This window comes from Streptomyces sp. NPDC004031, assembly GCF_053604375.1.
In genome coordinates this window covers 123,295-136,037 of record NZ_JBSGHL010000021.1, presented here as the reverse complement: position 1 = coordinate 136,037, position 12,743 = coordinate 123,295, and the positions used below count along the sequence as shown (strand labels likewise).

General features: G+C 72.1%; 10 protein-coding genes. 4 read left to right on the top strand and 6 right to left on the bottom strand.

The genetic code is table 11. The annotated features are described in order from the left end of the window. Positions 1–246: hypothetical protein (locus ACWERV_RS16300; protein ID WP_452933291.1), on the top strand; the 246-nt coding region annotated here is incomplete at its 5' end. A gap of 14 nt (positions 247–260) precedes the next feature. On the opposite strand, the gene ACWERV_RS16295 is transcribed toward ACWERV_RS16300, so the two are convergent. The 6 genes from ACWERV_RS16295 to ACWERV_RS16270 all read right to left on the bottom strand — a co-directional run bounded on the left by ACWERV_RS16295 (position 261) and on the right by ACWERV_RS16270 (position 6,966). Beyond that, positions 261–1,607 carry an NAD(P)/FAD-dependent oxidoreductase gene (locus ACWERV_RS16295; protein ID WP_452933289.1) on the bottom strand — a complete coding sequence of 449 codons (1,347 nt, stop codon included), beginning with the start codon at positions 1,605–1,607 and terminating at the stop codon, positions 261–263. Positions 1,608–1,612: 5 nt separating this feature from the next. Continuing rightward, positions 1,613–1,885 carry an acyl carrier protein gene (locus ACWERV_RS16290; RefSeq protein WP_031522765.1) on the bottom strand — a complete coding sequence of 91 codons (273 nt, stop codon included), beginning with the start codon at positions 1,883–1,885 and terminating at the stop codon, positions 1,613–1,615. 41 nt (positions 1,886–1,926) lie between these two features. Beyond that, positions 1,927–3,408, bottom strand: a complete 1,482-nt coding sequence (locus tag ACWERV_RS16285; protein ID WP_452933286.1) for an amino acid adenylation domain-containing protein — start codon at positions 3,406–3,408, stop codon at positions 1,927–1,929. Next, a complete protein-coding gene (locus ACWERV_RS16280; protein ID WP_452933284.1) occupies positions 3,405–4,541 on the bottom strand; it encodes an acyl-CoA dehydrogenase family protein in 1,137 nt (378 codons plus the stop codon). Before ACWERV_RS16280 ends, ACWERV_RS16285 begins: the two co-directional genes overlap by 4 nt. A gap of 234 nt (positions 4,542–4,775) precedes the next feature. After that, positions 4,776–5,510: a thioesterase II family protein gene (locus tag ACWERV_RS16275; protein ID WP_452933283.1), complete on the bottom strand. Its 735-nt coding sequence runs from the start codon at positions 5,508–5,510 to the stop codon at positions 4,776–4,778. Between the two features lie 490 nt (positions 5,511–6,000). Next, entirely contained in the window at positions 6,001–6,966 is a 966-nt protein-coding gene (locus ACWERV_RS16270; protein WP_398186174.1) for a GAF domain-containing protein, read from the bottom strand. Positions 6,967–7,661: 695 nt separating this feature from the next. Between ACWERV_RS16270 and ACWERV_RS16265 the strand changes: the two genes are divergently transcribed. The 3 genes from ACWERV_RS16265 (at position 7,662) to ACWERV_RS16255 (ending at position 12,518) form a co-directional block, all read left to right on the top strand. Next, a complete protein-coding gene (locus tag ACWERV_RS16265; RefSeq protein WP_452933282.1) occupies positions 7,662–9,620 on the top strand; it encodes a beta-ketoacyl synthase N-terminal-like domain-containing protein in 1,959 nt (652 codons plus the stop codon). Next, on the top strand, positions 9,617–11,155 hold the full coding sequence (locus ACWERV_RS16260; protein ID WP_452933280.1) for an amino acid adenylation domain-containing protein: 1,539 nt from the start codon (positions 9,617–9,619) through the stop codon (positions 11,153–11,155). The genes ACWERV_RS16265 and ACWERV_RS16260 overlap by 4 nt, the downstream gene beginning before the upstream one ends. A gap of 178 nt (positions 11,156–11,333) precedes the next feature. After that, positions 11,334–12,518 (top strand): FAD-dependent oxidoreductase, encoded by a 1,185-nt coding sequence (locus ACWERV_RS16255; protein ID WP_452933279.1) that lies wholly within the window; start codon positions 11,334–11,336, stop codon positions 12,516–12,518. The last annotated feature ends 225 nt before the right edge of the window (positions 12,519–12,743 follow it).

The window sequence follows — 12,743 nt, the reverse complement described above, 5'->3', positions numbered from 1 at the left end:
GCGCTGGGCAGCGGACTGGCCACGCAGTTGCGCGGCATCGTCACGACGGCCCATGGCGCTGTGGTGTCCCTTCCCGACGGGTGCGGTGACCTCTCCGCGTGGTCGCTGGCCGATCTCCCCGCGCCGGACGACGTGCTCGCCTCGGTCGCGGTCCGGGCGCCGGGCGTACGGGCGGTGGCCCGCACGCTGGCGCTCCCCGCGGACCCGCCGCCCCCGGGCGGGGACGGCACGGGACCGCGGGGCTGAGGACGTACGGGTGGCTACACCGTCGGCGCGAGCACCGGGGCGCGCAGGGTGCCCAGGTAGGAGTGCCACAGGTGGGTGGGGTCGTTCTCGACGGCGAGCACCGTATCGCGCATGACGCGCAGGACCTCGGGCTCGTCGCCGTCGTAGACGTCGCCCTGGAGCAGCCGGACGACGTCCAGCCGGTAGCGGGGGTCGGCCACGAAGGTGGTGAACAGGATGTTCAGCCGGTAGTAGACCGAGATGAACTGGTACCAGTTGCGCACGCCGCTGCGGATCTTCTTCTCGTAGCCCTCGAAGGCGGCCTTGGAGAAGTCGCCGGTCTCGTTGGCCTTGACGATGTCGGCGCAGGCCAGCCGGGCGCTGTTGAGGGCGACGCTGACGCCGCTGGAGAAGATCGGGTCGACGAACCGCGCGGCGTCGCCGAGCAGCACGAAGCGGTCGCCGGTCAGCTCCGTCATGGCGTAGCTGTAGTCGGCCTCGACCGTGAACTCCTTGACCTGGGTGGTCTTCTGAAGCGCCTCGTAGAGGTCCGGGCGGCTCTCCAGGAAGCTCCAGAAGAACTTCTCACGGTCCATGTTCGCCTTGGCGAACTGGGACTTCTGCGTGACGACGCCGATGCTGGTGACGGTGTCGGTGATCGGGATCTGCCAGACCCAGGTGTCGCTGATCGGCAGGAAGTGGATGTAGATGTAGTCGACCTTCTCGGGGCTGTTGGCGACCGCCGAGCGGTCCAGGCCCTCGAACCAGCCGTGGATGGCGTACTGGTCGAAGACCGGGTCGGGCTCCTTCAGGCCGAGCTGGCGGCCGAGCAGGGTCTGCCGGCCGGAGGCGTCGATCACCATCTTGGCGGTGACGTCGATCTCCTTGGGGCCGACCTTGACGTTCAGCGTGACCTGGCCGGGGTCGGAGAAGTCCACCCGCATCGCGCGGACGCCCTGGAAGACCTTGGCGCCCAGGCTCTCGGCGTGCTTGAGCAGGATGAGGTCGAACTTGCTGCGGTCGACGTGGAAGGTGTAGTCGCGGTCCACACCGTCCTGGTCGCGCTCGCTGAACAGGATGTCGGCGGTGCCCAGTTCGTGGGTGAAGGTGGTCGTGGCGCTGCCACTGACGTTGCGCGGCATGGAGGACGTCCACGCGGCGCCGTACTTGCGGGGGAAGCCGGCCGCCTCGATCTTCGGCATCGCGCCGGTCTCCAGCAGCACCCGGGTGGTGGCCGGGACGAGCGACTCGCCCACGTGCGGGCGGGGGAAGTTGGCACCCTCGAAGACGGCGACGGACATCCCGGCCTTGGCCAGGTAGGAGGCGGCGCTGGAACCGGCGGGGCCGCCGCCGACGATCACGACGTCGTAGTCGGTACTCATGGTTCTCAGACACCTTCCGTCGGGAGGGGCAGCAGGCCGGACACGAGCTTGGTGATGGCGGCGATGTCTCGGAAGTTCGCCGCGTTGATCGACGACAGGGGTACGTCCACGCGCAGCTCCTCGCGCAGGAAGTTCAGCAGCAGCGCGCTGTTCATCGAGTTGAGGACCTCCCACTCCAGGAGCGGGGTGGACTCGGTCAGCTCGCCCTTCGGGTCGCCGTCGAGAAAGGTCTCGCTGATGAAGGCCGTGATGCGCTGCTTGACCTCGTCGGGTGTCATTGCGCCGTCCCTTCCGCCGGGAGGTGTCGTCGTGCTCGGGTTCATGGGTTCTTCGCCTCCGGCCGTCCGGCGCGGGTCGTCAGCGCCGGGCGGTCGATCTTGCCGTTGCCGTTGCGGGGCAGCGGCGTCAGGATCCGCACCTCGTCGGCGACCATGTAGCGCGGCAGGTGCTGCGAGAGGTGCCGGCGCAAGGCCAGGGCGCCCAGGTCGCTGCCCGGCCGCGGCGCCGCGAAGACGACCAGCCGGGTGTCGACGCCCTCGCCGGCCGCCACCGCGGCGGCCTCCGCGACGTCCGGGTGGTTCTCCAGCACCGCCTCGACCTCGCCCAGTTCGACGCGGTGCCCGCGGATCTTGACCATGTGGTCGCGCCGCCCGACGTAGTCGAACGCGCCGCCGGGCAGGATCCGGACCAGGTCGCCGGTGCGGTAGGTGCCCTGCTGCGCGGGGTGGCCCCAGTAGCCGGCCATCACGGTGGGGCCGTCCACGACGAGTTCGCCCTCCTCGCCGGGTCCTGCGGTGCCGCCGTCGTCGCGTACCGCCCAGACCCGGTCGCCGCCGGCGGGGATGCCGATCGGGACGGGCCGGTCGCGGTCCAGGTCGGCCTTGCCGACCTCGTGGAAGGTGCACACGTTGGTCTCGGTCGGCCCGTAGAGGTTCATCAGCCGTGCGCCGGTCCAGCCCGCCAGGTCGCGCAGCTGGGCGATGGGGAAGGGCTCCCCCGCGAAGAGCACGGTGTGCAGGGCCTTCGGGGCGGGGCGGTCGAGCAGCCCGCCGTACCGCATCATCACCGCGAGGGCGGACGGCACCGAGTACCAGACGGTGATCGCCTCGCTGTGCAGGTACTCCACGAGCTGGGCCGGGGCGAAGGACAGCTCCGGCGGCACCAGGTGGACCGACGCCCCGGCCCGGAAGGCGACGTAGAGGTCGAGCACCGACAGGTCGAAGGCGAAGGGGGCGTGGTTGGCGAACCGGTCGTCGCCGTCCGGCGCCACCACCTCGTGCGCCCAGTTCACGAAGGCCAGCGCGTTGCGGTGGGTCAGGCACACGCCCTTGGGGGTGCCGGTGGAACCGGAGGTGTACAGGATGTACGCCAGGTCGCCGGGCTCGGTCGCGGTGTTGACGGGCGGGGCCGGGTCGAGCGGGGCGTCGAGGTCGTCGCAGACCACGTCCGCGTCGAGATCGGCCGAAATCCGCTGCATCCGGTCCGCGGTGGTCATGACGGCGCGGGCCGCGCAGTCCCGGGCGATGGTGGCGACCCGGTGCACCGGGCTGCTGCCGTCGACGGGCACGTAGGCCGCGCCGAGCCGCAGCACCGCCTGCATCGCGGCCACCACCGCGGGGCTCTTGGCCGCCCACAGCACGACCCGGTCGCCGCGCCGGACACCCTGCCGGGCGAGCCGGGCGGCCATCGCGTCGGCGGCGGCGTCGAGTTCGGCGTAGCTGAGGCCGCCGTCCGGGCCGGCCACGGCCAGGGCGCCGGGCCGCCGGGCGGCGGCGTCGACGACGAGCTGGTGGAGGGTCACAGCCCCGTCTCCCTCGCGATGAGTTCGAGCTGGATCTCGGTCGTCCCGGAGAAGATCGTGGTGGGCAGGCAGTCGCGCAGCTGCTGGTCGATCCCGGCGCCCGCCACGTACCCGGCCGACCCGAACAGCTGCACCGCGTCCAGGCTGTTGGCGACCGCGGCCTCGGAGACCGCGGTCTTCGCCATGGCGATGGCGGTGACGTCGGTGCGGCCCACGTCGAGCAGCCAGCAGGCGCGGTAGAGCAGCAGCCGGGCGCTCTCCAGCCGCTGCCGCATGCGGGCGACGCGGTGCGAGACGGCCTGGAAGCCGGCGATCTTCCGCCCGAACTGCCGCCGTTCGGTGGTGTGCCGTACGCATTCGGCGAGCTGCCGCTCCATCAGGCCGAGGTAGGCGGCGAACAGGCAGCCGCGCTCCCACGCCATGGAGTGCTGGAAGATCGCCCCGCCGCCGCCCTCGGCCCCGAGCAGGTAGCGCTCGGGCACCACGCAGCCGTCGAAGCGCACCCGCGCGGCGAGGCAGCCGTCGAGCCCCATCTTCGGCAGCGGCTCGCCGACGGTGATGCCGTCGAGGTCGCGCGGCACGGCGAAGGCCGAGATGCCGAGGAAGCCCGCGGCCGGGTCGGTGACCGCGTAGGTGACGAAGACGTCCGCGACGGGCGCGTTGCTGACGAAGGACTTCTCCCCGTCGAGCACGTAGCCGCCGTCGGTGCGTGTCGCGGTGGTCCGGATGCGGCCGACGTCGGAACCCGCCTCGTCCTCGGTCATGGCGTTGCCCGCGATCACGTCGCCGGACGCCATCCCCGCGAGCAGCTCCCGGGCGCCCTCGGCCCCGAACTCCCCCACGGGCACGGCGCAGGACAGCAGGTGCGCGGCGATCCCGAAGACCAGGCCCATGTCGGAGCAGGCCGCGCCGAAGGCCTCCAGGGCCAGCGCGGTGTCCAGCGCGCCGAGGCCGGATCCGCCGTGCTCCTCGGGAAGGCACAGCCCGGTCAGGCCGCTGCCGGCGATGTTCTTCCACGCCAGGCGGACCAGCTCGGGGTCCGTGGTCGTCTCGTGCGCGGCCAGCCGCCTGGTGACGGCGGCGGTGACGGCGGCGCGGCGCTCGACCTGAGTCGGTGACAGCTCGAAGTCCATCGGTCAGGCGTTTTCCGGTGCGTATTCAATCGCTGCCAATTCAATCCCACCTCGATTGCCGTGCCCAGAAAATGAAGGTGCCGCGACTGTGGTATTTCTGGTCCGACACACCCGGCAACGCTAGTTTCCGGTGACAGGAATCCCAACCCTTACCCGACCCTTAAGGGGAAGGGAGGCGCTAGGGGTACGGTAGGGGTGGCCCCGGCGGAATTCCGCCCGTAGCGTCCCGGCTGGTCAGAGCGCCGCGCAGAGCACGTCGAACACCCCGGCCCGGCAGTCCTCCAGGTAGAAGTGGCCGCCGGGGAAGGCGCGCAGGGCGAAGCGGCCGCGGGTGTGGTCGGCCCAGGACTGGGCCTCGTCCACCGAGACGTTCGGGTCGGCGTCGCCGATGAGCGCGGTGACCGCGCAGTCCAGCGGCGGGGCGCCCGCGTAGCGGTAGGTCTCGACGGCGGTGTAGTCGGCGCGGATGATCGGCAGCACCAGCTCCAGCAGATGCGGGTCGGCCAGCACCCGCGGGTCGGTGCCGCCCAGCGTGCGCATCTCCGCGACCAGCTCCTCCGTGGTCGCCCGGTGCAGCACCTCGTGCTTGACCCGGGAGGGCGCCCGCTGGCCGGAGGCGAACAGGTGCACCGGTCCGGGCTGCCCGTCACGCGCGATCCGGCAGGCCACCTCGAAGGCGAGGACCGCGCCCATGCTGTGGCCGAAGAAGGCGTACGGCCCGTCGAGCTGCCCGGCCAGGGCCTCATGGATGCGGTCGGCCAGTTCGGGGATGCCGTGGACGAAGGGCTCGGCGGCGCGGTCCTGGCGGCCGGGGTACTGCACGGCCAGCACCTCGACGTCGCGCAGCGCCCGTGACCAGGGGTAGAAGTAGCTGGCGGCGCCGCCCGCGTGCGGGAAGCAGAAGAGCCGCGGCCCGCCGCCCGGCGGCCGGTAGACACGGATCCAGCTGCCGCTGTCGATATCCGTCACTGCCCTCACCCTTTTTCCGCGCGTCCCCGAAATCGGCCGGTTCTCCGGCCCGCTGAGACCCTATCCCCGCCGTATTAATGCGGCGGACCCCTATCCGGCCCCTATGTTCCCGGCCCCGCATTGCCGGGCCGCGCCGACGGTCCCTACCGTCGGAATTCCACGGCACGGCGGCGGTGGTTCCGCGGGCGGGACGGGCGAATGGCCGGAGCGGCGGAATACGCGTGGATGCGGCCCCCGGCGCGGCCGGGCGGGCCCCGGCGGCTGGCGGTGCGGCCGCGGACGCGGCCGGGCGGGCCCCGGCGGCCCCGGTCCGGCAGGTGGTCACGGACGGCTGCGGGCGCCGACGGTTGCGCCGGGCAAGTGAATTGGCCGGAATGTCACGCCCCGGCCGAAGGGCGGCGGGTCCGCGGCTGCGGCGGGACCCGTGGCGGCAGGGTCTGCGGCCGCGTCACGTGGTGACGCGGCCGCACCCGCCGCGTGCGGCGCCGGCTCAGAGGCCGTAGCTGGGGGCGCCCGGCAGACCGCCGGCGCCCAGCCGCTCGAAGCGCTCCTGCACATTGGCCGCGAACGCCTGCTGCTCGGGGCCGGCGTGCGCCTGCCCGGTGGTGTTCATGGCGACCGTGAGCACCCCGCTGATGGACGCGCCGGGCGATGTCCGCACGGGCGTGCACAGGAAGTTGAAGTTCTGCGGTGCCGGGTCGTCGTACGTCATGACGGACGCCTGGTTGATCATCGTGGGGGCGCCGGAGCGGTAGGCCTCGTCCATCGCGTTGAAGACGCCGACCGAGTCCAGGCCGGGCAGCACCTGGCGGCCGGGGCTGAACTGCGGGACCATCCCGAAGGCGGCGCCCTGCCGTCCGTTGGCGTAGCGCAGCAGGTGCTCGGCGCCCTCGGTGAGCATGATGGGGAAGGGCGCCCCGTCGAAGACGGCGAACAGTTCCTGCTGCTGGGCCAGCAGGCTGTCGCGCAGCTTGAACTCCGACAGCAGCGTCTCGGACAACTCCTGCATCCCGGCGCGCAGCTTGCGGTCCCACGCGCGCGGCTTGGTGTCGGCGACGCAGACGGTGCCGAGGATCATGCCGGTGTTGTCGACCAGCGGGGTGCCCAGGTAGGAGCGCACACCCATGTCGTTGACCAGCGGGTTGCCCTTGAAGCGGGGGTAGTCGAAGACGTCTTCGAGGGCGAGCTGGGAGCCCTGCGCCACCACGTGGGGGCAGAAGCCGTAGTCACCGGGGGCCTCCCGCGCCATGTTGCTCAGGTCGAAGACGATGCCGCCCTGACCTGGGGCGTCGTCGTCACCGTTGGGGACGTACATCCCCCGGAACATCTGCTGTTCGTCGTTGATGAAGTTGACCATGGCCAGAGGTGACTGCGTGAAGGTGGCCGCCAGCCTGGCGACGCGGTCGAAGGTGGCCTCCGCGTCGACGGTGTTCAGCCCAAGAATCTGCAGTCTCAACTTCCGCTGCTCGCCCGCGAGTCGGGCCTGATCGGAGGACAAGGGATCCATGGCACCAGATCAAATCAGAAGAGCCGCGCCGACGGATCACCCCTTCCGATATTGTCCGCATCACGTGCCCCAGTCGATCGAGCCGGGCACCCACAGTGACCGGATCCTGCCGTTCGGGTGACCATGCCCCGGAGCACCGGCCGGGCGCATATGCCCAACTCGGGAGTCTGTCCAAACACTTCCTGGTTTCAACCTTCGCCGATCACTTCCCGCCATTCCTTGAGCGACAACCGAGCAGATGCGAGGCTACGTACGACAATCATGCGGTGACCGCGCACCGGCGGGGCTGGAAGGCAGTGTTCCGGACCCGCCGACGGGGGTGGACTGAGGCGGCTGTCGCCACAGGCCGTCGCGAGCCATATGTCCGATTTCCAGCTAGAAAGGGCACGGTGGGGTGGGGCAGGTGTGGTCCGTGCTGTGGGCCTCCCGTCGGAGACAGGGTCAGGACCTTTTCGGCCAGCCGGACATACGCGATGTCCCCCCGGACTCCGCACCGTGCGCCTGGGCCTTACACCGGACGACGGACGGCGATGTCACCGCCGTCCGACGGCGGTAAGGCCGCGTTCAGTCGCTCCGAGGCCATAAGGCAAGGTCAACTCCGCCACCCCACACAGATGGTGGCGAAGCATTGAAGGAGTTTCCCCATGATCAGGTCGGACGTGGACGCGCGGTCCGTGGCAGTGATCGGTATGTCCTGCCGCCTCCCGGGTGCCACGGGGACGGACGCACTGTGGACACTGCTGCGCAACGAGGTGGACGCCACCGGCGAGACGCCTCCCGATCGCTATGACGTCGACACACTGCACTCGGCGGCTCCGCGGCCCGGACGGCTCGCCAGCCGCCGGGCCGGATATCTCGGCGACGTCGCCGACTTCGATGCCGGTTTCTTCACCATGTCCACCACCGAGGCCGTCGAACTCGACCCGCAGCAGCGCCTGTTGCTCATGACCACCTACGAGGCGCTGGAGGACGCCGGCCAGCGCCCCGACCTGATCGCCGGTTCCCGGACGGGCGTCTTCGTCGGCAACGCCCGCGCGGACTTCCTGGAGAACGCGCTGCGCCAGGGCCCGCAGGCCGCCACCGCCGCCCAGCTCCACAACTTCCGTTCACTGCTGCCCGCCCGGCTCAGTTACGTCTTCGACTTCCGCGGCCCGAGCGTCGTGGTGGACACCGCGTGCTCCTCCGCGCTGGTGGCCGTCCACCAGGCGGTGCAGAGCCTGCGGGCGGGCGAGACCCCGCTCGCGGTCGCCGCCGCCGTCAACCTCACGCTGCGCCCCGACGAGGGCCTGGTGATGAGCCAGGCCGGCGCCATGTCAGGGGACGGGCGCAGCAAGTTCGGTGACGCCGCGGCTGACGGCCACGCGCCCAGCGACGCCGTCGCCGTGGTCGTCCTGAAGCGGCTGGGCGACGCGCTCGCCGACGGTGACCGGATCCGCGCCGTCATCAGCGGCAGCGCGGTCGGCAACGACGGCCGGACCAGCGACAGCGTCCTCAACCCCTCGCTGGAGGGCCAGCAGTCGGTGCTGCGCTGGGCCTACGAGGACGCCGGGATCGCCCCCTGCGACGTCGACTTCGTCGAGGCGCACGGCTCCGGCTCGCCCGCCCTCGACCCGCTGGAGCTGACCGCGCTGGGCCAGGTGCTCGGCGAGGGGCGGCCCGCCGAACGGCCACTGCTGGTCGGCTCGCTCAAGACCAACATCGGGCACGCCGAGGCGGCCGGCGGCCTGGCCGGGCTCATCAAGGCGGTGCTGTGCCTGGAGCACGGGCAGGTGCCCGCGAGCCTCAACATGAGCACCCCGAACCCGCGGGTCGACTGGGCCGGTCTGCCGCTGGAGGTGCCGGTCTCGCTGCGCGAGCTGCCCGACCGCGGCCGCCCGGCCGTCGCCGGCGTCTCCGGGCAGGGCTCCTCGGCGCTCAACGCGCATGTGGTGCTGCGCCAGATGCAGCCCGCCGGCGCCCCGGCGGCGGCCGAGCCGATGCCCGGTGCGCCCTACCTTCTGGTGCTCTCCGCGCGTAGCCCCGAGGCGCTCACCGCCCTCGCCCGCTCCTACGCCGACTACCTCGCGCCCTGGGGCGAGGGCTCGCGGTACGCGCTGCGCGACATCTGCTTCAGCGCGGCCACCCGCCGCCAGCACCTGGAGCACCGGATGGCGGTCGTCGGCTCGACCCACGAGCAGATGACGGCCGCGCTGTCCGGGCTGCCGGGCCTGGGCGGCCAGCCGCTGTCCGGGCTCGCCGAGCGCTACCGCTGGGGCGAGGAGCTGGACTGGGAGGCGGTGTTCGGCGCGCCGGGCCACTTCGTCCCGCTCCCCCACTACCCGTGGCAGACCCAGCGCTACTGGCCCGGCGAGCAGCAGGCCGCCGAGAGCGGCGGCGGCAGCAACGACCTGGCGGCGTGGATGCTGCGCGAGCACGCCAGAACCGTCTTCGACGACGGCTCGACGCTCAACGAGATAGGCATCGACTCGCTCGCCCGGCTGCGCATCCTGGTGGAGCTGTCCAAACGCTCCAGCCAGGAGGTGGACCCGGACGAGTTCGGCCGCCTGCGTACCGTCGGCGAGCTGCGGCAGTGGACCCGCGGGCTGGAGGCCGGCGCCAGATGACCGGCGAAAACACCGCGTACGACCGCTTCGCCCGCTCCGCGGCGGAGCACGGATACGACGTCACCGCCCTGGAGGTGGGCGAGGACCGGCTGAGCTACGGCGAACTGCGCGACCTGGCCGAGCGGCTCGCCGCCCACCTGGTCGCGCACGCCGGGGGCACCGCCCCGCGCCGGGTCGGGCTGCTGGCGGGCCGCTCGGTGACCGCCTACGCCGGCTACCTGGCCGCGCTGCGGCTGGGCGCGACCGTCGTCCCGCTCAACCCGGAGCACCCGCAGGCGCGCACGGGGCAGATCGCGACCGCCGCGGAGCTGGACGTGGTGGTGGCCGACCCGTCGGCGGACGGCACCGACCCCGGGGTGCCGGTGACCCGGATCGGCCCCGGCGAGCTGGAGGTGCTGGCCAAGGAGCCCGCCCCCGACCTGCCCGCCCAGCCGGCCGGCCCCGACGACGTCGCGTACCTCATCTACACGTCGGGCTCGACGGGCGCGCCCAAGGGCGTGCCGATCCTGCACCGCAACATCGCCCGCTACCTCGACCGCTTCGCCGGGCGGTACGGCATCGGGCCGGGCAGCCGGCTCTCGCAGACCTTCGAGCTGACCTTCGACGGCTCCGTGCACGACCTGTTCGTGGCCTGGCAGGACGGCGGCACCCTCGTGGTGCCCGCCCGCGGGCAGCTGCTGTCGCCCGCGCGCACGGTCAACAACCTGCGGCTCACGCACTGGTTCTCGGTGCCCTCGCTCATCACCTTCGCCTCCCGGCTGGGCACGCTCGGCCCCGGCAGCATGCCGACTCTGCGGTGGAGCGTCTTCGGCGGCGAGGCGCTGCCGCTGGCGGCCGCCCGCGAGTGGAAGGCGGCGGCCCCGGCGAGCCGTATCGAGGTGCTGTACGGGCCGACCGAGCTGACCATCTCCTGCACCTCCTACGAGCTGCCCGCCGATCCCGCCGACTGGCCGCGGACCCCGAACGGCACCGCGCCGATCGGGACGATCCACCGCGACCTGGACTTCGTGCTGCTCGACGAGGACGGCTCGCCCGCTGACAGCGGCGAGCTGTGCGTCCGCGGCGACCTGCGCTTCCCCGGATACCAGGATCCGGGCAACAACGCCGGGCGCTTCCTGACGCCCGACCAGGAGCCTTTCACCGGGGGCGAGCTGACCGGCCGGCACTGGTACCGCACCGGCGACCGGGTCGCCGTGCAGGACGGGGTGCTGGTCCACCTGGGCCGGATCGACCACCAGGTGAAGGTCCGCGGCCACCGGATCGAGCTGGGCGAGGTGGAGGAGGTGCTGCGGCGGCAGCCCGGGGTGCGCGAGGCCGTGGTGCTGGCGCTGCCCACCGAGGACGGTGAGCCGGAGCTGCACGCGGCCGTCACGGGCGCGGGGCTCGGCTCCGACGCGCTGTTCGCCGGGCTCACCGGCCAGCTGCCGCCCTACATGCTGCCGCGCCGGATCTCGGTGCTGGACAGCCTGCCGCTCAACACCAACGGCAAGATCGACCGCCGGGCGCTGGGCGCGGTGCTGGCGCGTACCGGCTGAGCGGGCGGCGGCGCGGGCGCCCGCCGGGACCCCGCGGAGGAGCCGTCGACAAGTTGTCAGGAAGCCGTCAGGATTTCCCGGCGAAGTCGTAGGAAGAAGGGGTCCGCCGACAGTGCCGTCGGCGGACCGAGCACGGGCACGACCATGTCCCCCGTTCCGACGTCTGTGATGAGGCACCATGTTCGACGCCATCGTGGTGGGCGCGCGCTGTGCCGGCGCACCCACCGCCATGCTGCTGGCCCGCGCCGGCTACCGGGTGCTGCTGCTCGACAAGGGGCAGACCGGCACCGACACCCTGTCCACCCATCTGCTGCACCAGCCCGGGGTCGCCGCGCTGGCCCGCTGGGGGCTGCTGGACGACGTGCGCGCGACGGGCTGCCCGCCGCTGGAGAACGTGGTCTACGAGATCGCCGACATCCACCTGGAGGGCTGCGCGCGCGGGGTGGAGGGCCAGCGGGCCGGTTACGCCCCGCGCCGGTACGTGCTGGACGCGATCCTCGCGCGGGCGGCCGTCGCGGCGGGCGTCGAGCTGCGCGAGGACTGCCGGGTCACGGGCCTGCTGCGGGACGCCACCGGCCGGGTCACCGGCGTCCAGGGGCGCTACGGCGAGGTGCCGTTCGCCGAGCACGCCCCGCTGGTGATCGGCGCGGACGGCATGCGCTCCACGGTCGCCCGGCTCGTCGAGGCGCCCTTCACCGCCTGCGACCCGCTGCTCACCTGCGCCTACTACACCTACTTCGAGGGTGTGCCGGCCGATCTGGAGCTGTACGAGGCGCCGGGCAGCTGGACGGCGGCGGTGCCCACCAACCACGGGCTCACGCTCGTACTGGCCTATTTCCCGCAGCCGCGCTTCGCCGAGGTGCGCACCGACGCGCTGCGGCACTACCGGGAGCACGTGCGCAGGACCGCGCCCGCGCTGCACGAGCGGCTCGGCGGCCGGGAGCCGGCCGAGCGGCTGCGCGGCACCGGCGACCAGCAGAACTACTTCCGGCAGGCGGCCGGTCCCGGCTGGGCGCTGGTGGGCGACGCCGGGCACCACAAGGACTCGATCACCGCGCGTGGCATCAGCGACGCCTTCCTCCAGGCCGAGGCGCTGGTCCGGCACGTGGCCGGAAAGCTCACCGGTGACCCCGCCCAACTGGACGCCGCACTCAAGGACTTCGGCTCCGAGCGTGACGAAACTCTCACCCCCGGGTACGAGGCGACGCTCGCGGTCGCGCAGCTCACACCGCACGAGCAGCGGATGTCGCTGCTCCGGGCGGTGCAGACGGACGCCGAACTCACGTCGATCTACTTCGACATGGTCGCCGGGATCGTCTCCGCGAGCGCGCTGTACACGCCTAGACTTCTGTCACTGCTGTGACGGGTGGGGCCCCTGTGGCTGCTCATAGCGGGCGCCACGGGGCTTTGCCGCCCTGTTCGAACATCCGGATGGTCGGATTCGGTCATCCGGTAGTTGCCAGAGGCAGACGCTGACGCTCCGCCATGATCCTGGTAGGGTCACCGCGTTAGCCCACTTCGGTGACGGTGAGTCAAGTTGCCGCGCCGACAAGAATCGGCATTTTTCTTGCATAACCCCCCGAAGAAC

Excerpts from the sequence above, each read along its gene's own strand:
- ACWERV_RS16295 (WP_452933289.1), bottom strand. The coding sequence starts at position 1,607 with ATGAGTACCGACTACGACGTCGTGATCGTCGGCGGCGGCCCCGCCGGT.
- ACWERV_RS16290 (WP_031522765.1), bottom strand. The coding sequence starts at position 1,885 with ATGACACCCGACGAGGTCAAGCAGCGCATCACGGCCTTCATCAGCGAG.
- ACWERV_RS16280 (WP_452933284.1), bottom strand. The coding sequence starts at position 4,541 with ATGGACTTCGAGCTGTCACCGACTCAGGTCGAGCGCCGCGCCGCCGTC.
- ACWERV_RS16265 (WP_452933282.1), top strand. The coding sequence starts at position 7,662 with ATGATCAGGTCGGACGTGGACGCGCGGTCCGTGGCAGTGATCGGTATG.
- ACWERV_RS16260 (WP_452933280.1), top strand. The coding sequence starts at position 9,617 with ATGACCGGCGAAAACACCGCGTACGACCGCTTCGCCCGCTCCGCGGCG.
- ACWERV_RS16255 (WP_452933279.1), top strand. The coding sequence starts at position 11,334 with ATGTTCGACGCCATCGTGGTGGGCGCGCGCTGTGCCGGCGCACCCACC.